At 45.9% G+C, this 24330-nt stretch carries 22 protein-coding genes and 1 riboswitch; of the genes, 11 read left to right on the forward strand and 11 right to left on the reverse strand.

Annotation, left to right across the window (positions count from 1 at the left end; genetic code table 11):
* Positions 1-13: 13 nt before the first annotated feature.
* From ICN27_RS02940 to ICN27_RS02955, 4 genes are read right to left on the reverse strand one after another with little or no spacing between them, the layout of a single operon-like run.
* The gene (locus tag ICN27_RS02940) at positions 14-775 is read right to left on the reverse strand and encodes an ABC transporter ATP-binding protein (RefSeq protein ID WP_216268923.1); all 762 of its coding nucleotides are present in this window, start codon (positions 773-775) and stop codon (positions 14-16) included.
* A complete protein-coding gene (locus ICN27_RS02945; RefSeq protein ID WP_255534959.1) occupies positions 772-1782 on the reverse strand; it encodes an iron ABC transporter permease in 1011 nt (336 codons plus the stop codon). Before ICN27_RS02945 ends, ICN27_RS02940 begins: the two co-directional genes overlap by 4 nt.
* A complete protein-coding gene (locus tag ICN27_RS02950) occupies positions 1749-2660 on the reverse strand; it encodes an ABC transporter substrate-binding protein (protein WP_216268924.1) in 912 nt (303 codons plus the stop codon). The genes ICN27_RS02945 and ICN27_RS02950 overlap by 34 nt, the downstream gene beginning before the upstream one ends.
* Positions 2661-2668: 8 nt before the next feature.
* Positions 2669-4774, reverse strand: coding sequence for a TonB-dependent receptor (locus ICN27_RS02955; protein ID WP_216268925.1), 2106 nt, complete (start codon positions 4772-4774; stop codon positions 2669-2671).
* Positions 4775-4921: 147 nt separating this feature from the next.
* A riboswitch (cobalamin riboswitch) is annotated at positions 4922-5137 on the reverse strand.
* A gap of 71 nt (positions 5138-5208) precedes the next feature.
* On the opposite strand from ICN27_RS02955, the gene ICN27_RS02960 reads away from it, so the two are divergent.
* The 5 genes from ICN27_RS02960 (at position 5209) to ICN27_RS02980 (ending at position 11475) form a co-directional block, all read left to right on the forward strand.
* The gene (locus tag ICN27_RS02960; RefSeq protein WP_215309521.1) at positions 5209-5826 is read left to right on the forward strand and encodes a Crp/Fnr family transcriptional regulator; all 618 of its coding nucleotides are present in this window, start codon (positions 5209-5211) and stop codon (positions 5824-5826) included.
* 210 nt (positions 5827-6036) lie between these two features.
* On the forward strand, positions 6037-7746 hold the full coding sequence (gene oxc / locus ICN27_RS02965; protein ID WP_216268926.1) for an oxalyl-CoA decarboxylase: 1710 nt from the start codon (positions 6037-6039) through the stop codon (positions 7744-7746).
* A gap of 55 nt (positions 7747-7801) precedes the next feature.
* Entirely contained in the window at positions 7802-9052 is a 1251-nt protein-coding gene (gene frc / locus ICN27_RS02970) for a formyl-CoA transferase (protein ID WP_215309525.1), read from the forward strand.
* 241 nt (positions 9053-9293) lie between these two features.
* On the forward strand, positions 9294-10541 hold the full coding sequence (frc, locus tag ICN27_RS02975) for a formyl-CoA transferase (RefSeq protein ID WP_215309527.1): 1248 nt from the start codon (positions 9294-9296) through the stop codon (positions 10539-10541).
* A gap of 1 nt (position 10542) precedes the next feature.
* Positions 10543-11475 carry a methionyl-tRNA formyltransferase gene (locus tag ICN27_RS02980; protein ID WP_216268927.1) on the forward strand — a complete coding sequence of 311 codons (933 nt, stop codon included), beginning with the start codon at positions 10543-10545 and terminating at the stop codon, positions 11473-11475.
* A 28-nt stretch (positions 11476-11503) separates the two neighbouring features.
* Here the strand turns inward: ICN27_RS02980 and panC are convergent, their stop codons facing one another.
* The 4 genes from panC to metG all read right to left on the reverse strand — a co-directional run bounded on the left by panC (position 11504) and on the right by metG (position 15235).
* Positions 11504-12355 (reverse strand): pantoate--beta-alanine ligase, encoded by an 852-nt coding sequence (panC, locus tag ICN27_RS02985; protein ID WP_216268928.1) that lies wholly within the window; start codon positions 12353-12355, stop codon positions 11504-11506.
* Positions 12352-13233 carry a ScpA family protein gene (locus ICN27_RS02990; protein WP_215309531.1) on the reverse strand — a complete coding sequence of 294 codons (882 nt, stop codon included), beginning with the start codon at positions 13231-13233 and terminating at the stop codon, positions 12352-12354. The genes panC and ICN27_RS02990 overlap by 4 nt, the downstream gene beginning before the upstream one ends.
* Complete coding sequence (locus ICN27_RS02995) at positions 13226-13414, reverse strand: DUF3460 family protein (RefSeq protein WP_215306243.1); 189 nt, start codon at positions 13412-13414, stop codon at positions 13226-13228. Before ICN27_RS02995 ends, ICN27_RS02990 begins: the two co-directional genes overlap by 8 nt.
* A gap of 150 nt (positions 13415-13564) precedes the next feature.
* On the reverse strand, positions 13565-15235 hold the full coding sequence (gene metG, locus ICN27_RS03000; RefSeq protein WP_216268929.1) for a methionine--tRNA ligase: 1671 nt from the start codon (positions 15233-15235) through the stop codon (positions 13565-13567).
* A 134-nt stretch (positions 15236-15369) separates the two neighbouring features.
* Between metG and ICN27_RS03005 the strand changes: the two genes are divergently transcribed.
* The 5 genes from ICN27_RS03005 (at position 15370) to ICN27_RS03025 (ending at position 19756) form a co-directional block, all read left to right on the forward strand.
* Entirely contained in the window at positions 15370-16212 is an 843-nt protein-coding gene (locus ICN27_RS03005; RefSeq protein WP_216269249.1) for a formate dehydrogenase accessory sulfurtransferase FdhD, read from the forward strand.
* Between the two features lie 41 nt (positions 16213-16253).
* On the forward strand, positions 16254-16820 hold the full coding sequence (gene dcd, locus ICN27_RS03010) for a dCTP deaminase (protein WP_215309538.1): 567 nt from the start codon (positions 16254-16256) through the stop codon (positions 16818-16820).
* Between the two features lie 39 nt (positions 16821-16859).
* A complete protein-coding gene (locus tag ICN27_RS03015; protein WP_215309540.1) occupies positions 16860-19127 on the forward strand; it encodes an arginine/lysine/ornithine decarboxylase in 2268 nt (755 codons plus the stop codon).
* Between the two features lie 118 nt (positions 19128-19245).
* Complete coding sequence (locus ICN27_RS03020) at positions 19246-19503, forward strand: type II toxin-antitoxin system Phd/YefM family antitoxin (protein ID WP_216268930.1); 258 nt, start codon at positions 19246-19248, stop codon at positions 19501-19503.
* Positions 19493-19756: a Txe/YoeB family addiction module toxin gene (locus ICN27_RS03025; RefSeq protein WP_216268931.1), complete on the forward strand. Its 264-nt coding sequence runs from the start codon at positions 19493-19495 to the stop codon at positions 19754-19756. Before ICN27_RS03020 ends, ICN27_RS03025 begins: the two co-directional genes overlap by 11 nt.
* Positions 19757-19773: 17 nt before the next feature.
* Here the strand turns inward: ICN27_RS03025 and ICN27_RS03030 are convergent, their stop codons facing one another.
* From ICN27_RS03030 to argH, 3 genes are read right to left on the reverse strand one after another with little or no spacing between them, the layout of a single operon-like run.
* On the reverse strand, positions 19774-21306 hold the full coding sequence (locus ICN27_RS03030) for a TRAP transporter large permease subunit (protein WP_216268932.1): 1533 nt from the start codon (positions 21304-21306) through the stop codon (positions 19774-19776).
* Positions 21303-21854 (reverse strand): TRAP transporter small permease subunit, encoded by a 552-nt coding sequence (locus ICN27_RS03035; RefSeq protein ID WP_216268933.1) that lies wholly within the window; start codon positions 21852-21854, stop codon positions 21303-21305. The genes ICN27_RS03030 and ICN27_RS03035 overlap by 4 nt, the downstream gene beginning before the upstream one ends.
* Positions 21855-21859: 5 nt before the next feature.
* The gene (gene argH / locus ICN27_RS03040) at positions 21860-23278 is read right to left on the reverse strand and encodes an argininosuccinate lyase (RefSeq protein WP_216268934.1); all 1419 of its coding nucleotides are present in this window, start codon (positions 23276-23278) and stop codon (positions 21860-21862) included.
* Positions 23279-23321: 43 nt separating this feature from the next.
* Between argH and hemC the strand changes: the two genes are divergently transcribed.
* Positions 23322-24302: a hydroxymethylbilane synthase gene (hemC, locus tag ICN27_RS03045; RefSeq protein WP_216268935.1), complete on the forward strand. Its 981-nt coding sequence runs from the start codon at positions 23322-23324 to the stop codon at positions 24300-24302.
* The last annotated feature ends 28 nt before the right edge of the window (positions 24303-24330 follow it).

A 24330-nucleotide genomic window follows, 5' to 3' on the forward strand; every position in this document is an offset into this window, starting at 1 on the left:
CCCGATTTTGGGCTTAGTTGGGCAGAGCCACCCAATCACTACCAAGCTTTTCTAATCGAATGCGGCCGTCAAATAGCGCAATCAGGGCTTGATGGGTGGCGGGATCTTGACTGGACCCTTGAAAATGCAGTTTGCCTTTATCGAGCATGATCACATGGTCCGCTCGGAGTGCGAAATGAATCTCATGTAAAACGGTCACCAAGGTTTTGCCTTGACCCAGTAAATTGCCTTGCCATTGTAAAAAATCAGCTTGATGCGGGGGGTCTAAGTTGGCGAGCGGCTCATCCATTAAGAGAATGTCGGAGCCCACCGCAAGTAGGCGTGCCAATAAAGCCCGCTGACGTTCACCCCCAGATAGTTGGCTTAGAGGGCGATGTCGTAAATGCCAAGCGTCACTCTGCCTCAAGGCTTCCTCGATAAGCAGATGATCAGTTGGAGAGGGTAGATGCAGCCATCCTTGATGAGGCATGCGCCCCAACATGACAGTCTCGTAAACGCTGAGAGAGTCACCAAACTCATCTCTTGTATTCGAGCCTTGATCAAGCCAGGCAATTTTCTTTGCAAGATCTTTATGGGCAAATGTAGATAGATCTACCCCATCAATGGTGATTGAGCCATCCCACTTGAGTAAGCCAGCTATCGCTTGCAGGAGAGATGATTTACCTGCACCATTAGGACCAATAACACTAGTCCATTTTCCTTGTGGAATATCTAAATTTAAATCTGAAAGAATCGCGCATGGACCTCGATATATATTGAGTTGGTAGATTTTCATGTATGCGCCTCAAGGGAGGTTCGCCGTAGCAGTGCCAGTAGATAGAGGCCACCTAAGACTGCCGTGACCACGCCAACCGGAATTTCAATTGGAGCAAAGAGGGTGCGCGCAACCAGATCTGAACTCAGTAACAAGATTCCGCCACCAAGGCAGGAAAATAATAGTTGCACTCGTTGTCTTCCGCCAGCCAACTTTCTTACTAAGTGCGGAGCCGCCAATCCAACAAAAGCTACCAAGCCAGTTTGAGCAACAGCGCAACCTGTCGCAAGAGCAAGGATGCCAATCAATACAAGGCGTAGTTGATCTAAAGGTAAGCCTAAAGTGCGGGCTGTATTTTCACCTAGTGATAGCGCATCGAGTACAGGGCTAATGATGAGTGTGACAAGCAAGCAAAGTGCTAATGCGATCGCCATCATCTCTACGCCAGACCAATTGAGTAGAGTGGTATTACCCAACATGAATGACTGAATGCTTTGAAAGAGATCAGGTCGAATGAATGTGAATAAAGAGTTAGCTGCTCCCAAAATTACACTGATTACCACTCCAGATAATAAGAGGCGCAAGGAACTACGGTAGCCACCCGCCAAAATTAATGAGGCCAACACACCAATTAACGCTCCAAGAAATGCACTACCATTAAGACCAATCAGTTCTATCCAAGTGTTTCCAAGATAGCCAAAGCAAAGGATGCTACCAACTCCCAGGAGTGCGCCCGATGCGCTTCCTAGCAAGTAGGGGTCGGCTAGAGGATTGCGAAACAGGCTTTGAGCAATACCGCCAGCAAGCCCAAGTAAGGCACCTGCAAGGTAAGCGCCCAATGATCGCGGCAATCGAATATCAAAAACAAGGGCTTGGTCGGATCCAATGAAATTCCAGCTGGCACCAGTACTGCCAAGCAGCGTACCTAGCAATACTAATACTGCGCTGAAAATAAGCAGACTAGATAGCTTTCCAAGAAAATGATTTTTTTGCATTATGGAGATGATGACATCTTCTCTTGTATACATTGAGAAATGATTAGTGCTGCCTCTCCCATGCGTGGTCCGGGGCGAACTAAGACATCATTCTGATCAGCGGTAAAACTGCAGATGCGATTTCTCTTTGCAGCTGGAATTGAATTCCATCCAGGACGCTTCTGAATATCTTTAGTAGTAGATTCGGTGAGGAGGATCACATCAGGCTTAGCCTGCACCACAAACTCAGGATTGATTTTAGGAAACGGTCCGAGAGATTCTGGAATGATATTAATCAAATTTAACTGAGTCAGAATTTCCCCGATAAAGGAGCTTCTACCTGCTGCAAATGGCGCAGGATTTACCTCAAAGTACACGCTAATATTTCCACCCTTGGAAGAGAGTTGTTTATTGGCGCGCATGATCTCCTTCTGAATCTGATTCCAAACTCGCGTACTCTCGGATGTGCCCAGTAAAGTATCTAGCTTTTTAAGGGCTCGCTCCTCGTCACCCATCGATTTAACATCGAGTGCAAATGTTCTGACCCCTAAAGAGTTGAGTCTTGCAATCGCGGGTGAGGCTTTTTCCAGCAACACAACATCTGGCTTGAGTTGCACGATACGCTCGATATTGATATCCCCCATACCGCCTAGCTTAGGTAATTCTTGAATTGATAGTGGCCAATTTGAGAATCGGTCTACCCCAACTAAAGCATCACACTTTCCCAAGGCACAAACAGACTCAGTGAGAGAGGGGAGAAGACTTACAACACGCTGTGGTGGTTTATCAAGCGTCACCATAACACCCCGATCATCAAATACTGAAACTGGCGTAGCAAAAGCGGCCAAGGAAAACCCTAAAAAGAATAAAAGAGCCCCAATCAGCAAATGGCTAGAGCGGGTAGAGGGCCGCGTGAGATTATCTACGTTCATTTGCTTTACTAGAAATTGTATTTAGCGCTTATAAAGTAGGACCGCCTATCGCTTGGGTAATAGAAGTAACTGGGCGCAAGTCCCCCGCTAGACTTGGTAATCCATGCATACCCACCCGTAGTCCCATATAAAGAGTTGCCTATATTTTTTATAGTGAACTTAGCCTCAAATTTATCAAATGTATAGTTGATGTACGTATCAGCCACGGTGTAAGCTGGAATCAAGTTTAAGGAGCTATAGTCACTTAATCCAGCATCATAGTGTTGGCTGCCTACGTAGTTCACAACGCTGCCTAATGACCAGCTCTTGTCTAGAAGATAATTTAACCTTGCGTTTAGTAGTAAATCGGGAGAGAGTGCCACAGAGTTGCCGGAATACGGGCCATTCGCATAAACAGATTTTTGGAATTTCCCCCCTGTTGATAGTGTGATTTTATTTGTCAGGGGCGAGGATCCATCTAAAGATATACCCTTTCTATTAATGTTGTATTCGGAGTTAACATTCAAACCACTATCCATGTCATAGCGAATTTCGTTCTGCGTAACTGATGAAAACATCGCGCCATTTAGATTGACGATGCTTGAAATCCAATTGCCACCAATTTCATAGGACTGGGTAGTTTGTGGCTTTAAAATCCCGCTAAAGACCCTGTTGTAATCAGCATCAAATCCCCAAAATTCATCAATATTTGGAAAGCGATAGGATTGATTCCATTTGACATACAGTTTTTGGTTCTTAAGGTAACTGTAGTTGAGAGCTAAGTCTCCCGCATTTGCTGAGTAATTCTGGGCGCCATTTGTGGCTTGTGTGTTAGTGGTTAAGCTGTTGTCATAAGCTGTGGCTTTTTGTGTTTGGTGTCTAAATCCACCAATAAAGTCAATGCTATCTATCAGGGCTAACTTGGCTATTCCATAGATCGACTGGTTTAACAATGAAGCAGATTGCGTACTTTGGTGATATGTATTTGGATTACTTATTTTATTTGCTGCGTTCATGGCGGAGTAAGTATTGGGGCTATAAGCGCTATATCCACCTTGAGTGGATTGGTTGAATTCATAACCCAATATTCCACTTCCTAGGCCATTGAAATTCGACTTAACTCGAGGACTCAAATTCATTGTCCATCCGTTTAAATTTCCATTGCCAGCGCCATAGTTTCCCACGGCAATAGCTGTTGAGCTGTCATAGTAAGGGTTGTAGGAAAAGACGGATTTGTTAGAGTAATATCCATCAAGCTCCGCGATGTTGCCGCCTTGCAAATCCTTGGTTCCTCCAAATCTAATTCCAGAGTTGCTTACTGTGGTGTTAGATCCTACGTTATTAAATTTTGCGGATTGCGGATTTCCGGAGCCCACTTGACCGACCACTCCGCCTGGATTTTGAGCATTTGTATAGGCATAAAATAAATCAGCATAGATTTTGTCAAGACCGCCAAAAGACTGGGTAATTTTTCCATCAACGGCATATGCATTCGCTGCAGAGTTTTGCCTCCAGCCCTGAGTATTCGAACTATTCGCAGTAACTTGGTATGTGGTGCGATCAATGCTATCCCTAAGAATTGCGTTGCTTATTGCAGTCCCAAAGCTACCATAAGTAATGCTAGCTTGATTTAATTTTGTTCTGGTTCCATTTGTAATGATGTTAATGACACCTCCCACGGCACCGTTACCATATTGAACGCTGGCACCACCTTGCAGGATTTCAATTCTCTCGATCGAATCTATTGGAATTGATGCCCAATTTACCCCGCCTGAGTCAATTGGATTAATCCGTTGGCCATCAACTAACACTAGGGTGTTACTGTTGGCAGTTGGGCCGAAACCACCCATATCAACAGTAGCATCTAAATTGAGTTGTCCGCCATTTGTGCTTCTGACATTGAGGCCTCCAATTTGTGAAAGCACGTCAGGAATGTTATTCGATGTGGAGTTTGCAATTTCATCGCGTGTTATCACCTTGACGTTTGCTGGAACTTCGTTAAGGTTTTCTTCAAAACGTGAGCCCGAGACAATGACTGTCGACTGAGAATTTTCAGCGATTACCGCCGTGCTAAGCGTTACTGCTGCGCCACAAAGTAGGGCGACTATCGCCTTATTACTGAACTGCTGTTTCATGATGAACCTTCTGCCTTCGAATCACCTAGCTAACTTCCCCGTAAGCTGGGTCGAACAGAATTTCACATTGTGAGAGCTCAGGCGTCAATTGGGCATCATGCCAGATTGGCAGGGGATGCTTCATTGGCGCGCGAAGGTCCCCGTCCGCAAAATTCCACCTGTCTTGGCCGGTATCCGGGCTAGTAAACATCAGAATCTGGCCTTCCCATGCAATTGACGCGCACAGTGGCTTATTCAGACTCCTGACACCTTAACCTTGAGGTTAGGATGCATTTACTTACCGTTGCGGGGGCAGCACACGTTTAGTGTTTCCCGTTTAACTCTATTGCATTGCAACAAAGCACCACGACGTTTTAATTCTATCCTATCAATAGGGGTTTCACTAATGTGAATAACAAAAAAGCCTACAATGCACGCTCTAGGAACAAGGATTCATGACAGCATTAGACAAACATCCCGAAAAAAACCTGATTCGTTTGCAGTTGAGCCAAAACTCGGTGTTAAAAAGCCTAGATCCTGAAGCAATGGCTGATTTAGAGCGTAACTTGGTGATCTCAGACCTCAAAAAATCAGAAATCCTGCTTCATCAAGGCGACCATCAGATGGAGCAATATTTTGTTTTAGATGGGATTTTGAAGCGCATTGTCTCTAGTGCGGATGCAAAAGAAATGATTTTGCGTTTCGCCATCGAAAAAGATATTGAAACAAGTTATGCAGCTTGGCGCCTTAAGACGGCGGCCCCATATAGCATTGCTTCGGTAACCAAGGCTCGGGTTGCCCGTATGCCCCTTAAAAAGTGGGCTGAATTTCTGGATGCCCACAAGCCCCTCAAAGAGAGTTTTGAGTTTGAAGTGATGCGCTTAATGAGTGAGATCATGGCGCACACAATCACCCTGCACATGCTGGATGCGCCAGGTCGGGTAGAGCGGTTTTTGCGTAAATACGAAGACTTATTTGAGTTACTCCCTAAAAAAGAGTTGGCTGCCTACCTCAATCTCTCCCCAGAGACACTGAGTCGCCTTAAAACAAAGCATAAAGAGCTCTTTGTCTAGATAGCAGGGCTAGATGTTTCTAGATTTCAGGGGAAATTGACCGAAGTCAATGATGAACCTGGTCCCAGAGCCTAACATTCATATCAGCCTTAACGGGAGAGATTTTGTTACCCGTGGCACTACTAATAACTTAATTGGAGACAGTTAGCGAAAGCTAAATTGCACCGAGCGTACTTTACGTTCGGGCGGTGTAATTAACTATAAATTTCTATGACAACAGATAATCAAAATACCCAAGTCACTGATGGTTTTCATCTCGTCATCGATGCTTTAAAAGCAAATGACTTAGACACCATTTTTGGTCTCGTTGGTATTCCAATTACCGACCTATGCCGCTTGGCTCAAGCTGAAGGTTTGCGCTTCATTGGTTTTCGTCATGAGCAGCATGCTGGTAACGCTGCAGCGATTGCAGGTTATATGACTCAAAAGCCTGGTATCTGCATGACTGTTTCTGCACCAGGTTTCTTGAACGGATTAACAGCATTGGCAAATGCCACTGTGAACTGCTTCCCAATGATTTTGATTTCTGGTTCAAGTGAGCGCGAGATCGTTGACTTGCAACAAGGTGACTACGAAGAGATGGATCAGCTCAATGCGGCTAAGCCGTATTGCAAAGCGGCATACCGTATTAATCACATTGAAGATATCGGCATCGGTTTTGCGCGCGCAATTCGTGCAGCCGTTTCTGGTCGTCCAGGCGGTGTGTACCTAGACTTGCCGGCACAGCTGTTAGCTCAAACAATGCCTGTTGAAGAAGCTAAGAAATCGATCTTTAAAGTTATCGATCCAGTTCCACGTCAAATCCCTGCGGCAGATGCAGTAGAGCGTGCATTGAATGTATTGAAGAGTGCTAAGCGCCCACTGATTTTGTTGGGTAAGGGCGCTGCTTATGCTCAAGCTGATGCTGACATTCGTGCATTGATTGAAAAGTCTGGTATCCCATACTTGCCAATGTCGATGGCTAAAGGTCTGTTGCCAGATAATCATCCACAATCTGCTTCTGCTGCACGTTCATTTGTATTGGCTGAGGCTGATGCGGTGATGTTGGTTGGTGCGCGCTTGAACTGGTTGCTTGCGCACGGTAAGGGCAAGACATGGGGCAAAGATCCTAAGAAATTTATTCAGATTGATATTCAATCAAATGAAGTGGACAGCAACGTACAAATCGATGCCCCGTTGATTGGCGATATCGGTTCTGTTGTTGGCGAACTCTTAAAAGGTATTGCTTCAGTTCCAAAGCCTTCTGCTGAGTGGATCGGCGCGATCAATGAGAAGAAAGATAAGAACTTGGCAAAGATGGCTGAGACTCTTGCTAAAGAAGCTTCACCGATGAACTTCCATGGCGCTTTGCGTGCTATTCGTGATGTGATCAAAAAGAACCCAGATGTGAACTTGGTTAACGAAGGCGCAAATACACTCGACTATTGCCGTGCCATTGTTGATATGTACAAGCCACGTAAACGTTTTGACTCCGGTACTTGGGGCATTATGGGTATTGGTATGGGCTACGCCATTGGTGCTGCTGTAACGAGCGGCTTGCCTACAGTTGCGGTTGAGGGCGATAGCGCATTTGGTTTTAGCGGTATGGAGTTAGAAACTATTTGTCGCTATAACCTACCAATCACAACAGTTGTGTTTAACAACAACGGTGTTTACCGCGGAACTGACGTGAATCCTACTGGCGGTACAGATGTAGCACCAACAGTATTCGTGAAAAATGCCCGTTACGACAAAATGATTGAGGCATTTGGTGGCGTTGGTTACTACGTGACTACCCCGGCGGAGTTAGAGGCTGCATTGACTAAAGCGATTGCTGAAGGCAAGCCTGCTTTGATCAACGCTGTGATTGATGAAACTGCTGGTACAGAAAGTGGACGTTTAACTAACTTAAATCCATCAACTGCTGCTGGTAAGAAGTAATATTTTTTGAACTGAATTTAGCAATAAATAAGCAATACTTTAAGGAGAATCAAACATGACTAAACCATTAGACGGTATTCGCATCATCGATTTCACACACGTGCAAGCTGGTCCTGCATGTACTCAGCTGTTGGCTTGGTACGGTGCTGACGTTATTAAAGTTGAGCGTCCAGGCTCTGGCGACGTAACTCGTAGCCAGTTGCGCGATATTCCAGGTGCAGATGCTTTGTATTTCACGATGTTGAATGGTAATAAGCGTTCTTTGACTTTGGATACCAAGACTCAAGAAGGTAAAGAAGTTTTAGAGAAGATGATTAAGACTTCTGACGTTATGGTTGAGAACTTCGGTCCAGGCGCTTTAGATCGCATGGGTTTTAGCTGGGCGCGCATTCAGGAATTAAATCCAAAGATGATCATGGCTTCTGTTAAAGGCTTTAGCGATGGTCACTCATATGAAGACTTAAAGGTTTATGAAAACGTTGCTCAGTGTGCTGGCGGTGCCGCTTCCACAACTGGTTTCTGGGATGGTCCTCCAACAGTTTCTGCTGCTGCTTTGGGCGATAGCAACACTGGTATGCACTTGGCCATTGGTATTTTGACTGCATTGATGCAGCGTCAAAAAACTGGCAAAGGTCAGAAAGTATCTTGCTCAATGCAAGATGCTGTATTGAACTTGTGCCGCGTTAAATTGCGTGACCAACAGCGTTTAGATAAAGTTGGTTATCTCGAAGAGTACCCACAGTACCCACACGGTACATTCTCTGACGTAGTACCACGTGGCGGTAACGCTGGTGGTGGCGGTCAGCCAGGCTGGGTATTGAAGTGTAAGGGTTGGGAAACAGATCCAAATGCTTATATCTATTTCACAATTCAAGGTCATGCTTGGGAGCCAATTACTAAAGCTTTGGGCAAGCCAGAGTGGGCAACTGATCCAGCGTACATGACTGCAGAAGCACGTCAAGATAAGATTTTTGATATCTTCGCAACAATTGAAGAGTGGCTCAAGGATAAGACGAAGTACGAAGCTGTGGATATCCTCCGTAAGTTCGATATCCCTTGCGCACCAGTCCTGTCAATGAAGGAATTGGCTGCATCACCTGACTTGCGTAAGAGTGGTTCTATCGTTGAAGTGGATCACAAGGTACGCGGTAAGTACTTGACTATCGGTAGTCCAATCAAGTTCTCTGATTTGGAAATCGAAGTAGGTCCATCACCAGTATTGGGTGAGCATACTAATGAAGTATTGGCTGACCTCGGCTATAGCGCTGATGACATCGCTAAGCTGCATGCAGCAAAAGCAGTCTAATAACGATTAGTAGTATTTGTTTCGGCTTTAAAGGCGCCCCTTGTGGGCGCCTTTTTTATATATTGTCGGTATCAAAAGAGCGTTGCTCGATTTCGAAAAAGCCCTAATTCTGCAGCTAAATAGCTATTCTTGGGCATTAATCACTAAGATGCCCAATAAATAGGCATCCCGGATTCCGCCAACATCCGGCGCTGGTAAAATTGCCCTAATTCAAAATTTCATTCTTATTAGGACTTTAATCATGGCAAAAGCATTAGAAGGGGTCAAAATTCTTGACTTCACGCATGTTCAATCTGGCCCAACTTGTACCCAGCTGCTTGCTTGGTTTGGTGCCGATGTAATCAAAGTAGAAAAATCTGGTGAGGGTGATGCTACCCGTGGCCAATTGCGCGATATCCCGGATGCGGATAGTTTGTATTTCACAATGCTGAACCATAACAAGCGTTCAATCACTGTTAATACGAAAACTCCAAAAGGTAAAGAAATTCTAGAGCGTCTGATTAAAGAGTGTGATGTTCTAGTTGAAAATTTTGCTCCTGGCGCATTAGATCGCATGGGTTTTTCTTGGGAGCGTATTCAAGAACTCAATCCTATGATGATCATGGCTTCAGTAAAAGGTTTTGGTCCCGGTCCTTATGAGGACTGTAAGGTTTATGAGAACGTGGCGCAGTGCGCTGGTGGATCAGCATCGACCACAGGCTTTGATGATGGCCCTCCGATGGTTACTGGTGCGCAAATTGGTGATAGCGGCACTGGATTACATTTAGCTCTAGGTATCGTGACAGCTCTGTATCAGCGCACACACTCTGGTCGTGGTCAAAAAGTATTGGCAGCGATGCAAGATGCTGTATTAAATTTATGCCGCGTGAAGCTGCGTGATCAACAGCGCTTAGAGCGTAACGGCTTGATGCAAGAGTACCCACAATTCCCTAACGGAGAGTTTGGTGACTCTGTACCTCGTGCTGGTAACGCCTCCGGTGGTGGTCAACCAGGCTGGATTGTGAAATGTAAAGGTTGGGAAACAGATCCAAACTCCTATATGTACGTTATCGTGCAAGCGCCAGTTTGGGAGGCAGTCTGTAAAGTGATTGGTCGCGAAGATTGGATTACGGATGTGCGTTTTGCATCTCCAATGGCTCGCCTCCCGCATTTGATGGAAATCTTTGGTGAAATTGAAAAATGGACGATGACTAAGACCAAGTTTGAAGTCATGGATATTCTGAACAAATACGACATTCCATGCGGCCCAATTTTGTCAATGAAAGAAATCGCAGAAGAGCCCGCATTGCGTGCGACTGGAACTGTAGTTGAAGTAGATCATCCAATTCGTGGCAAGTACCTTACTGTAGGTAATCCAATCAAGATGTCTGACAGTCCCACTGATGTGACGCGTTCACCATTATTAGGTGAACACACCGATGAAATTCTGAGTGAGTTGGGTTATTCAACCGACGAGCTAATTGCTCTACGCCACGATAAGGTGATCTAAGATGCGGGTTGCGCTGATTGGTAGTGCTGATTTTGGTAAGGCAGCCTTAGAGGCTTTTTTGGATCGTGGCGATGAAGTCGTTGCTGTGTTTTGTCCGCCTGATAATCCTAAGTCGACCAAGCCTGAAGTGTTGAAAGAAGCCGCTATTGCAAAGGGTTTAGCACCTTTGCAATTTGCTTCTCTCAAGGGGCCTGAAGCAGCGCAAGCGATGATAGATAGCAAGGCTGATATTTGCGTCATGGCCTATGTGCTCCAGTTCGTGCCCCAAGAGCTTTGTAAGATACCAAAACATGGCACGATTCAATATCACCCATCACTACTGCCGAAATATCGTGGCCCTAGCGCTATCAATTGGGCGATCGCATTAGGTGAAGAGAAGACGGGCTTAACAATCTTCCGACCATCTGACGGATTGGACGAGGGCGAAGTAATCTTGCAAAAAGAGGTTGTGATTGGGCCTAATGACACTCTAGGTAAGGTGTACTTTGATCATCTTTTCCCAGTTGGCATTAAAGCATTGCTTGAAGCTGCAGATCTAGTGGTGGCCAATCAGCATCAAGAAGTTATCCAAGATGAATCGCTGGCAAATTATGAAGGTTGGTTTGGTGTTGATGCAGCTCAAATTCATTGGGCTACTCATATCAATCAGATCTTCAACTTGATTCGTGCATCTAACCCGGCGCCAGGTGCTTGGACTAAATTTGGTGAGCAAAAAGTCCAGATCTACGATTGCCACAAGCATGTAGTGGCTACCTTCGGCGCGGTTAAAGGCAAGCCTGGTGAAATCACCCAAATTACTTCGGACTCGTTCTTTGTAGCTTGTCATGGCGGACAAATCGAAGTCCTCAAGGCAAAAGGCGCGTCAGGAAAAGTAACGGGTGCCGAATTAGCTAAAGAGTTGAACTTAGCGACAGGTCAGTTCTTCGCTCTGTAAATCGCGTTGCAAAGCGGATGATTGGAGATTAAATCTCTAAGTTATCAATCAAACGTGTTTTACCTAGCTTGGCAGCCGTCAAAATAACTAAAGGTTCGCCTGATTGCAGGCTTTGATTGGAGGCAGGCGCTAAATCACTTTGCTGGCGTATGGCAATATAGTCTGGTTGCCAACCCCGGCCAGTCAGAAGATCCACAGCGAGATTTTCAATCTCGACCAGCGAATGCGTATTGCGCTCACTCAAATTCAGCACGCGAGCACGAACTTGCTGCAAGACTTTTTGAAGTTCAGGTGCTTCTAGACGTTCTTCATTGGAGAGATAACCATTGCGAGAAGAGAGGGCAAGACCATCTTCTGCACGAATCGTTTCTCCTGGGATGATGTCTACAGGTAGGGCAAATTGTTTGGCCATCTGGCGAATGATCATCAGTTGCTGGTAATCTTTTTTGCCGAAGACTGCTACTTTGGGTTGTACGCACGATAGGAGCTTGAGTACAACAGTACAAACACCTTTAAAGAAGCCGGGGCGGAATTCGCCCTCAAGAATATCTCCTAATTGCTGTGGCGGATCTACGCGGTATTCCTGAGGCTGCGGATATAGGTCTCGCTCAGTGGGTGCAAACAAGATATACACACCTTCTTTTTCAAGTTTATCGATATCTGCCTGCATGGTGCGCGGGTAGCTATCAAAATCTTCATTTGGACCAAACTGTAGGCGGTTCACAAAGATGCTAGCGACTACGGGATCACCATGTTGCCTAGCAAGACGCATTAGTGATAAATGACCTTCATGGAGATTGCCCATGGTTGGCACAAAAGAAGCGCGATTTTGTCCGCGCAAATGGTCGCGCAACTCTTGTATATCGCTAATAATTTTCATGCAACAGGGGTATAGGCAAGGCGAACGTAGATTGGAGCGTATGGCTCTGCTTGGGTAATTTCAACTAAAGCCTCGCGTGAGAGCTCTAGCATCGCAATGAAGTTTACGATAACTATTGGAATGCCTTTGCCAGATTTAATAGCCTCTTCAAATAACTCACCAAACTCAACAAAGCGTGTGTTTTGTAAGCGACGCAAAATGCGCGTCATGAAATCTCGAACAGATAACTCCTCACGGGTAATCGTATGGTGTTGATTTAGTTTTGCACGGTGCAGTACGTCACGCCAAGCCATTTGCAGATCATCTTGATTGACCTCAGGCCAGGTCACTGCAACAGTAGTGTCAACATAACCATGAGCGATTTGAAAGTCACGTCCTTGTTGCGGAATTTGGTCAAGCTCTTGTGCAGCCAATTTCATGCGCTCGTACTCTAGGAGGCGGCGAACCAATTCTGCACGAGGATCTTCAACCTCTTCATCGCTATCGGCCTTCTTCATTGGCAAGAGCATGCGAGATTTAATCTCGATCAACATGGCTGCCATTAAAAGATATTCGGCAGCAAGTTCTAAGTTGTGATGGCGGATTTGATCGATGTAGCTCAGGTACTGCTGAGTAACCTGTGCCATTGGAATATCAAGTACATTGAAATTCTGTTTACGAATCAGGTAAAGCAGAAGATCAAGCGGACCTTCAAACGCCTCTAGAAAAACTTCTAGGGCATCTGGCGGAATATAGAGATCTGTTGGAAGCTTAAAAAGCGGCTCGCCATATAGTTTGGCGAATGCCGAAGACATCCCATCAGTAACCGATGGTGTGCTATCAAGCAACTCTGTTTGAACGCTTGGCTCTGCTCCCAAGGCATTGCTTGAGTTAGTCATTCGAATACACGTAAGCGCGTTGTTTTAATTTAGCTGCTTGAGCGCGACGCTGATCTTCAATAGTTAACGGCTCTTTATCCCAAAGGAGGGCGCGACCAGCTTGCTGGCCAGCTTCGAGATCTGGTTTCTCGGATTTGAGCTCATTTAAGAACTGGGTGAATTCGGATGTATACCTAGCCATCATATTTCCTAAAATTCTTATTTAATTCAATAACTTACAAAAAATACTGCGAGGCAATGTATTGCCTAGGACACCATTATTAACGATTTTTCCTACAAACCTGCCGACTTTTTGGCTAATTCTTAAAAATCAGCCCTTTTGGGGTCTTTTTTAGAGGTTTGCTGCCAATAAAGCCTCAATTTGAGGCGCTTCAACGCGCGTCATAAGGTGTTTATAGGGCTTGATCGGATTTTGGCTGGAGAGAGGTGTTTTCACGTCATTCCAGGTCATGGCTGGCACAGAGAGGAAGTCCTCAACCCCGGCCGTGACTTCTGGCAGTACTGGCTTGAGATAAAGACTTAATAAACGGAATGCCTCTAAGGTGATGCTGCAGACTCGCTGCAAGTCAGACTCGCGCTCAGGATCTTTGGCGACTTCCCAAGGTTTATTTTCGTCAACAAAAGCATTGACCTTGTCAGCCAACTCCATGATGGTGCGCAATGCCTTGGCATATTCACGCGCTTCATACAGGCCGGCAATTTTTTCACTAGCAGATGCAATCTCAGCCAGTAACGGGTTGTTCATTGCCTCATCAGAAACGACACCACCAAAACGCTTCACCAGAAAACCAGCACTACGACTTGCGATATTGATGTATTTGCCGAGTAGATCGCTATTCACACGTGCAACAAAGTCTTGAAGATTCAAATCCAAATCTTCCATGCTGTCGTTCAGTTTGGTTGCAAAGTAATAGCGGAACCATTCAGGATTAAATCCAGATTCAATTACGCTGTGCGCAGAAATTAAAGTACCACGTGATTTACTCATCTTCTCGCCATCGACCGTGAGGAAGCCATGAGCAAACACATTAGTTGGCGTACGGTAACCTGCAAAGTGCAGGGTTGCTGGCCAAAAGAGTGTGTGGAAATACAGAATATCTTTACCGATGAAGTGATACTGCTCGGTAGTCGTATCTGGTCTGACCCACTCCTCAAAGTTCATACCTTTAGCCTGGCAGTAATTGAGAAAGCTAGCGTAATAGCCAATCGGTGCATCAAGCCACACATAAAAATATTTGCCTGGAGCATCCGGAATCTCAAAGCCAAAGTAGGGGGCATCACGTGAGATATCCCAGTCACCTAACTTACTGTCTCCAGGCTGTCCAACCCATTCCTTCATTTTGTTCCGAGCCTCAGCTTGCAGTGGGGTTCTTACCTGGGTCCAGTCCCGCAAGAAGGTTTCGCAGCGAGGATCAGATAATTTAAAGAAGTAATGATCGGAAACTTTTTTAATAGGTGTTGCGCCACTCACTACGGAGAATGGATTCTTTAAATCAGTGGGGGAATAGGTTGCCCCACACTTTTCACAAGAGTCACCGTACTGATCTTTGGCGCCACACTTAGGACATTCACCTTTGATAAAGCGATCTGGCAAGAACATTTCTTTAACGGGATCGTATGCTTGCTCAATAGAGCGCATTTCAATTAAGCCGGCATCACGTAACTTGAGATAGATACTTTGAGACAGCTTTTCATTCTCAGGGCTATCGGTGGTGTAGTAGTTGTCAAACGAAATTAAGAAATCATCAAAGTCGCGCTTGTGCTCTTGCCAAACGTTCGCAATGAGCTCTTTCGGGGTGAGGCCCTCTTTTTCGGCGCGCAACATGATCGGAGTACCGTGGGTGTCATCGGCGCCAACATAGTGCACTTCGTGACCACGCATTCTCTGGAAGCGAACCCAAATATCTGTCTGAACATACTCCACCAAATGCCCAATATGAATCTGGCCATTGGCGTAGGGTAGGGCGGAGGTAACTAGCAGGCGACGTTTGGGGCTACTCATGCGGACTTAAATAGAAAAAGTTTCAACAAATGGCAATATAAGATTATGGGGCTTGAAGCCCTGTTTCAGCACCAATTTTAGTCTGCGGTTAAAGTTAACACCGATTTGAACCTATCAAGAGGCGTTTTATGGCTTTGCCCCACAACATTCAGATGTCTCACGCTTCCGTGCCCATGGTGCACGAGGTGGAGGTCATGGATGAGGCGGGGCGCATTAAGACCACTCATATCCCCGGTGAGCGCCCTTTAACCATTTACCTAGATAAGCGGGAAGTGGTTACTCTGATGACCTTGGGAAGTGCGCCTGAGGCTTTAGTTCTAGGCTATTTGCGTAATCAACGCCTCGTAGAATCGCCAGACGATATTGCGAGTATTCAGGTCGATTGGGAAACCGATTCAGCGGCAGTCAAGACTCATCGCAGTACGGTCGACATCGATGCCCTCACCAGCAAGCGCGTTGTAACGACCGGCTGTGGCCAGGGCACCATGTTTGGCGGCTTGATTGAGGAGATGGCAGAGATCAGATTGCCGGATGGCCCTCAGTTAACCCAAGAGGCTATCGTTGATCTGATTGACAGCATTCGAGTTCATGACACTATCTATAAAAAATCTGGCTCAGTTCACGCTTGCGCCGTGTTTGAGCGGGACGGCAATAACCATGTCCGCCTCCTCCATTTCATTGAGGATGTTGGGCGCCACAATGCCGTTGACTCAATCTCTGGGCTGATGTGGCTGGCAGACAAGCCAGGTAAGGATCTCATCTTCTTCACTACAGGGCGCCTCACTTCCGAAATGGTCATTAAAGGCGCTCAAATGGGCATTCCTTTCTTATTGACCCGCTCTGGCATGACATTAATGGGACTGGAGCTTGCCCGAAAAACCAATCTCACCTTGTTATCCCGATGTTCTGGGAAGCATTTTGAGATTTTCAATGCCCCTGAGAGGGTAATTTTTACCTCTCCACCTGCCGCCTCGTAAATTGGTGGGCATATAGCCCGTGATGGTTTTACAATTCGGCCATGACTATTAAATCTGACCACTGGATCCGCCGCATGGGCGAGCAAGGCATGATCAGCCCATTTGAACCTGGGCAGGTCCGCCAAGATGCCGCAGGACATAAAATTGTGAGCTATGGCACTTCAAGCTATGGCTATGACATTCGTTGTGCTGATGAATTCAAGATTTTCACAAACATCAACAGCACTATCGTTGATCCCAAGAATTTCGATGAGCAATCGTTTGTCGATTTCAAGGGCCCGGTTTGTATCATTCCCCCAAACTCTTTCGCTTTGGCAAGAACTGTTGAGTACTTCAAGATCCCACGAAGCGTATTAACGGTCTGCGTTGGTAAGAGTACGTATGCACGTTGCGGAATTATTGTGAACGTCACTCCATTCGAGCCTGAATGGGAAGGTTATGTCACTCTCGAGTTTTCGAATACGACCCCGTTGCCTGCAAAAATTTATGCCGGCGAAGGATGTGCACAAGTTTTGTTCTTCGAAAGCGACGAAGTGTGTGGTACGTCGTACAAAGATCGTGGTGGTAAGTATCAAGGCCAAGTCGGCGTTACTCTGCCAAAGACTTAATCTGCTTAATCGCCGCATTGGCGACTTTAAAGGGTACACATGAAATTTCGTTTTCCAATCATCATCATTGATGAGGACTTTCGTTCTGAAAATATTTCAGGTTCGGGGATTCGCGACTTAGCTGAAGCGATTGAAACTGAGGGCATGGAAGTCATTGGCTTGACTAGCTACGGTGACCTGACATCCTTTGCCCAACAGGCCTCCCGTGCCTCTAGCTTTATTGTGTCGATCGATGATGAGGAGTTCGTTTCTGACTCTGAAGATCATGATTTACCTGCTTTGAATAATTTGCGTGCTTTTATTACTGAAGTACGTAAACGCAACGAAGATATTCCCATCTTTTTATATGGTGAGACCCGTACTTCACGGCACATGCCAAATGACATCTTGCGTGAGTTACATGGCTTTATTCATATGAATGAAGATACGCCAGAATTTGTAGCGCGTCACATTATTCGTGAGGCTAAGGTATACCTCGATTCATTGGCGCCTCCATTCTTCCGCGCCTTAACTAATTACGCCTCTGAAGGCTCTTACTCGTGGCATTGCCCTGGGCACTCTGGTGGTGTGGCTTTCTTGAAGAGTCCGGTAGGGCGTATGTTCCATCAATTTTTTGGTGAGAATATGCTGCGTGCCGACGTCTGTAATGCAGTAGAAGAATTAGGTCAACTGTTAGATCACACTGGACCTGTGTTGCAAAGCGAGCGCAATGCTGCCCGCATCTTTAATGCTGATCATTTGTTCTTTGTGACAAACGGTACATCGACATCCAATAAGATTGTTTGGCACTCTACTGTTGCCCCTGGTGATGTGGTGTTAGTAGACCGCAACTGCCATAAGTCCGTGATTCATTCGATCACGATGATGGGCGCGATTCCGATCTTCTTGATGCCAACGCGTAATCACCTCGGCATTATTGGCCCGATTCCTAAAGAGGAGTTTGAGTGGAAAAACATCAAGAAGAAAATTGATGCCAATCCTTTCATCAAAGATAAGAACGTGGTGCCACGTGTTATGACGCTTACACAAAGCACTTATGACGGGATTATTTATAACGTCGAGATGATTAAAGATATGCTCGATGGCAAAGTCGATTCATTACATTTCGACGAAGCTTGGTTACCACATGCTGCATTCCATCCATTCTATAAAGATATGCATGCCATCGGATCAGATCGCAAGCGCACTAAAAAGAGTTTGATGTTTGCTACCCAATCAACCCACAAGTTATTAGCCGGTTTATCACAGGCTTCGCAGGTATTGGTGCAGGACGCTGAAGAACATAAGCTTGATCGAGACTGTTTCAATGAAGCCTATTTGATGCATACCTCTACTAGCCCCCAATACGCCATCATCGCTTCTTGCGATGTATCTGCTGCCATGATGGAGTCTCCTGGAGGTACTACGCTAGTGGAGGAGTCTATTGCTGAGGCAATGGACTTCCGTCGCGCAATGCGTGAAGTGGATGATAAGTTTGGAGCAGATTGGTGGTTTAAGGTTTGGGGTCCAGACCATTTAACTGAAGAAGGAATTGGAGAGCGTTCGGATTGGATTCTGGAGCCCAATGCTAGTTGGCACGACTTTGGCAATGTTGCACAAGATTTCAACATGCTCGATCCTATCAAGGCGACAGTAGTTACGCCTGGTTTAGATGTCGAAGGTAACTTCGGATCTATGGGTATCCCGGCGAGTATTGTGACCAAGTACTTAGCTGAGCACGGCGTGATCGTAGAGAAGTGTGGTTTGTACTCTTTCTTCATCATGTTCACCATCGGTATCACCAAGGGTCGCTGGAATACTTTGGTGACTGAGCTACAACAATTTAAAGACCACTTTGATAAGAACGCTCCCTTGTGGAAAGTATTGCCAGAGTTCGTTGCTAAACACCCTCGCTACGAGCGTGTTGGTCTCAAAGATATTTGCCAGCAGATTCATGAGTTCTATAAGGGTCGTAATGTAGCCCGTATGACTACTGAGATGTATACCTCGGATATGGTGCCAGCAATGATGCCTTCAGAAGCTTGGGCGAAGATGGCGCATAAAAAGGTAGATCGTGTTCCTTTGGATCAACTTGAAGATCGTATTACTGCTATGTTGGTAACACCATATCCTCCAGGTATTCCACTCTTGATCCCAGGCGAGCGCTTTAACAAACGCATCATTGACTATCTCTACTTTGCTCGTGACTTCAATGAGCAATTCCCAGGCTTTGAAACTGATATCCATGGCTTGGTCAAAGCAGATATTGATGGACGTAGCGAGTACTACGTTGATTGCGTAAGGCAGGAGCCAGATATCACCCTGTAATCTAGTTTAAGTAATGAATCCCTCGAAATACCCTGCTTTTGCGGGGTATTTTTTTGCTTGTGTATAAAGATGGTTTGAACTATACTTGTACAATATATTGAACAAGTATGGACGAGCCATGAGAGTAATTAATTTTTCTGACGCAAGAAATCAATTTAAACAAGTAATCGATCAAGTGGTGAGCGATTGCGATGTAGCCATTATCTCTCGCAGGGATGCTGATGATGCTGTGGTGATGTCTTTGAATACCTATAACAGCATGATGGAAACATTCCATTTATTAAAATCTCCAGCTAACGTAAAACATTTGGAGAAATCATTGGCGCAATATCGAAAAGGGCAAACCAAAGAAAAGGCTCTTGTAGATGCTGAGTAGGGTTGTATGGACAAGCGCTGCATGGTCTGATTACGTTTACTGGCAAGGACAAGATAAAAAAAATTTAAGGCGTATCAACGCACTTATAAAAGATGCCATGCGAAATCCTGAGGATGGCATTGGAAAGCCTGAGGAATTAAGAGAAAGTCTATCGGGATTTTGGTCTAGACGAATTGATGATATTCATCGCCTTATCTATGCCATTGAGAAAGATCAGCTTGTGATTATTGCCTGCCGATATCACTATCAGTGATAGTAGTTTGTAGATGGTTATTTGCCCGGATTATCTAGCTGAAAGATAACCGGCGCATCTTCATCAACTTTACTTGGCAATGAGTCTGGTTTAACTTCTTCGCTTCCTGTGAAATTAAAGTCTTGGCTCTGAATCATTGCAACAGGCTTATCTAGTAGGGTGGTGACCAAAGCTGGGAATGCCGCAACCACCACAACCATGATGAGTTGCAGAACAATCCAAGGTAATGCGCCCCAGTAGATATCACTACTTTTGACTTCTTTAGGTGCAACGCCACGTAGATAAAACAGTGCAAACCCAAATGGGGGATGCATAAATGAGGTTTGCATATTGACGCACAGCATTACACCGAACCATACTAGAGCAGCACTAGCCGCTGCCTGAGGATTACCATTCATGGAGGCAAGCAATACTGGTGCCAGTAGTTTGACTGCGACTGGTGCAAGCAGTGGCACCACGATGAAAGCGATTTCAAAGAAGTCCAAGAAGAATGCCAAGAAGAAAACAAACAGATTCACAAACACTAGGAATCCAATCCAGCCCCCCGGCAGGTTGGAAAACAATGCTTCTACCCAGTGACCGCCATCAACACCTTGGAAAACAACTGAGAAGCAAGTTGAACCAATTAAGATGAACACTACCATCGCAGTAATCCGCATGGTGTTTTGATAGGCTTGCTGTATCAAGCCATTGAGATTGGGAATGCTTGCCCTTCGAATCCATGCCAAAAGCAATGCACCCATCGCTCCCATAGCGCCAGATTCGGTTGGGGTTGCGATGCCAGTCATGATAGTTCCCAGCACCAAGAAAATCAGCGCCGCTGAGGGAATAATTCCTAATGGACATTTTTTCCACAGCACCCAGCCTTTGAGAGTGAGTTCATTTTCTGGGGCCGCGGGAAGGTAATCAGGCCTAAAGCGGGATAGGAAAAAAGTGTAGAGGGCAAACAGACCGATTTGCAGCAGGGAAGGCCCCCAAGCGCCAAGGTACATACTGCCCACATCGGCGCTACCGCTTTGGGTTTTTAGCTGGTCGGCCAAAACAATCAGCACCAAGGAGGGTGGCACTAACTGGGTAATAGTCCCAGAAGCCGCTAAAACGCCCGTAGCGTAGCGCATGTTATAGCCATAACGCATCATTACTGGCAGAGAAATCATCGCCATAGCGATCACCTGCGCAGCCACTGTCCCCGTGATCGCCCCCAGAATAAATCCCACAATAATCACTGAGTAGCCAAGTCCACCCCGAATACGTCCAAAGAGCTGACCCATGGAATCCAACATCTCTTCTGCAAGACCGCAGCGCTCAAGAATAGCGCCCATGAATGTGAAGAAGGGGATTGCTAGCAGTAGGTCGTTAGCAAGAACGCTACCAAAGATGCGCTGGGGAATAGCTTGCAAAAACGGCACGCCAAAGAAGTTTTCACTGATGGCAATGCCAGCAAAGAATAGTCCTGCAGCCATTAAAGAAAAGGCTACCGGAAAACCGATCAACATAAACACAATGAGTCCGCCAAACATCAACGGTGGCATCCATTCCAATGGAATCATTGCATGGGCTTTTCATAATGAAGATCAGCGGCGGGTAATGTTGCTTTACCTTTGAGGGCGCCAATACGTTTGATGATTTCTGAGAGCCCCTGAAGACTTAGCATGAAGAAACCAAAAGGCACAATAAACTTAATGGGGTAGCGCGATAAACCACCTGCATTGAGTGAATGCTCAGAAACTAACCAGGACGGATAAAACAAAGTAGTCCAAGACAGCCAGGAAAATAATAAGCAAGCGGGCAATAAAAAGACAATCAAACCAAAGAGGTCTACATAAAGACGTCCGCGATCAGAAAGTTGTGAGTAAATTAAATCGACTCGAACATGCTCATTGCGCTTGAGTGTGTATGCAGCCCCCAGCATGACAGCGGCAGCAAATAAGTACCACTGTAATTCTAGTGGCCAGTTATTACTGATATCTAGACTGTAGCGAAGCAGAGCATTAGCAGCTGATACTACGCAAGATAGCAAAATCATGATGCTGGCTGCCTTGCCAAGGAATTGATTTAAGCGGTCAATTCCTATTGAGAGCGTTCCCCAAAAGTCCATGCGGATTAGAGATCTGCCCGACCCCGTTTAATAGCAGCAAGTACTTGGGCAGGAGCGGTACCGCCAGCATGTTGACGAGAATTCACGGAGCCATCTACAGTCAGTAAAGCAAACACATCGTCGCCCATGAGCTCAGGACGATTATCTAAGCCACAAGCAAAACGTAATTCAGAGAGTGATAAGTCGGTGAGCATACAGTTTCGTCCGACACAGGCTTTCACCGCATGAGCGACTGCTTCGTGAGCGTCCCGGAAAGCCAAACCCTTTTTAACTAAGTAATCAGCCAAGTCAGTGGCAGTTGCGAAGCCTTCTTCAGCGGCAGCTTTCATCACATCGGCTTTCACCTGAATATGCGGCACCATATCAGCGAAGATACGCAAGGTATCTTGCACGGTATCTACCGCATCAAATAAAGGCTCTTTGTCTTCTTGATTATCTTTGTTGTACGCCAGTGGCTGGCTCTTCATCAAGGTCAGTAAAGAAATCAAATCACCATAAACGCGCCCAGTTTTGCCGCGAGCTAATTCTGGTACATCTGGATTCTTTTTCTGCGGCATGATGGAGCTGCCAGTACAGAAGCGATCTGGTAAATCAATAAAGCCAAAGCGTGGACTCAACCACAGTACCAGCTCTTCAGATAAGCGTGACACGTGCATCATTAAGATGGATGCAAAGGCGCAGAACTCAATCGCAAAGTCACGATCAGATACTGCATCAAGAGAGTTATTGCAGATACCATCAAAACCTAAAATCTTGGCGACCTGCTCGCGATCGATAGGATAAGTTGTTCCGGCTAAAGCAGCCGCACCGAGCGGTAAACGATTAAAGCGGGCGCGCAGATCTGCTAAGCGACTCGCATCGCGACTAAACATTTCGTAATAGGCCATCAAGTGATGACCAAAAGTAATGGGCTGAGCTACTTGTAAATGAGTATGGCCAGGCATGATCGTTGCAGCATGAATCTCAGCTAGGTTAAGCAAGGCGTTACGTAGGGTTTTGAGAGTGATTGCGATCTCATCAACGCTGCCACGCAACCACAGGCGCAAATCAGTTGCTACTTGGTCATTCCGCGAACGACCAGTATGAAGACGCTTGCCAGCATCGCCAACTAACTCTGTCAGGCGAGCCTCGATATTCAGATGTACATCTTCCAGTGCGAGTTGCCAGTTAAATTCACCGGCTTCAATTTCGCTTTTAATCTGGGCCATACCCTTTTGAATATCCGCTAAATCTTGGGCGCCGATAATTTTTTGAGTGGCCAGCATCTCAGCGTGAGCTAAAGATCCAGCAATATCCACTAAGGCAAATCGTTGATCAAAACCAATGGAGGCGGTATAACGTTGAACTAGTTCGTCAACGGGTTCATTAAAGCGGGCCGACCAAGCTTGGGCTTTGTTGGAAAGGGAATTTTTTGATGAGCTCATAAACGCAGTATATTGATGTAAATCTTTAATTATTTTAAATGCTATGTCCCAAACACCTATTTCTAGCCCTGTAGCCTCCAACTCTGGTACCCCTGAGCGCCTTGTAATCGCCTCCCGTGAGAGCCGCCTCGCTATGTGGCAGGCTGAACACCTCCGAGATTGCCTTAAAAAGCTCTATCCGTCATGCGATGTACAGATCCTGGGTATGACCACTAGAGGAGACCAAATACTGGATAAAGCCCTCTCCAAAGTGGGTGGCAAGGGCTTATTTGTAAAAGAACTTGAAACTGCCCTAGAAGATGGTCGGGCAGATTTAGCGGTGCATTCCCTAAAAGACGTCCCCATGGTCATGCCAGAGGGCTTTGATTTGTCATGCGTGATGGTCCGTGAAGATGCTCATGATGCATTTGTTTCTAATGACTATGCCAGCCTAGAGGATTTACCAAAAGGTGCGGTGGTGGGTACTTCTAGTTTGCGACGAGAATCCGTGCTTAGATCCAGATTTCCACATTTAGTGATCCAGCCCTTGAGGGGTAATTTAGATACCCGTATGGGCAAGCTTGATCGCGGCGAGTACCAAGCAATTATTTTGGCTGCTGCAGGTCTCAAGCGATTGGGTTTAGGAAGCCGTATTCGGGCTTTATTACCCATTGATCCCTATACGCCAGCTGCTGGACAGGGTGCTCTTGGTATCGAAACTCTGATTAAGCATCCCAGAATTAAAGAGTGGCTTGCGCCGCTTAATGATTTGCCTACACTCTATGCAGTGACTGCTGAACGTATGGTGTCGCGCCAATTAGGCGGATCTTGTGAAGTACCTTTGGCTGCGTATGCTACCTGGGATCAAGATCATATGAATATTCGCTCCTTTGTTGCTAGTGTTGATGGCACTGCAATTTGTTTGGCCAGCGCTCAAGGTGCCGTAAAGAGTCTTGATGATGCAGAGGCTTTAGGATTATCAGTAGCGCAAGATCTGATTGCTCAAGGTGCTGAGCATTTATTGCCTAATGGCCTGCCTAAATAAAATTTTATTAGCAAGAAGCCATTAAACA

This window comes from Polynucleobacter sp. Nonnen-W13, assembly GCF_018881735.1.
GTDB lineage: Bacteria > Pseudomonadota > Gammaproteobacteria > Burkholderiales > Burkholderiaceae > Polynucleobacter.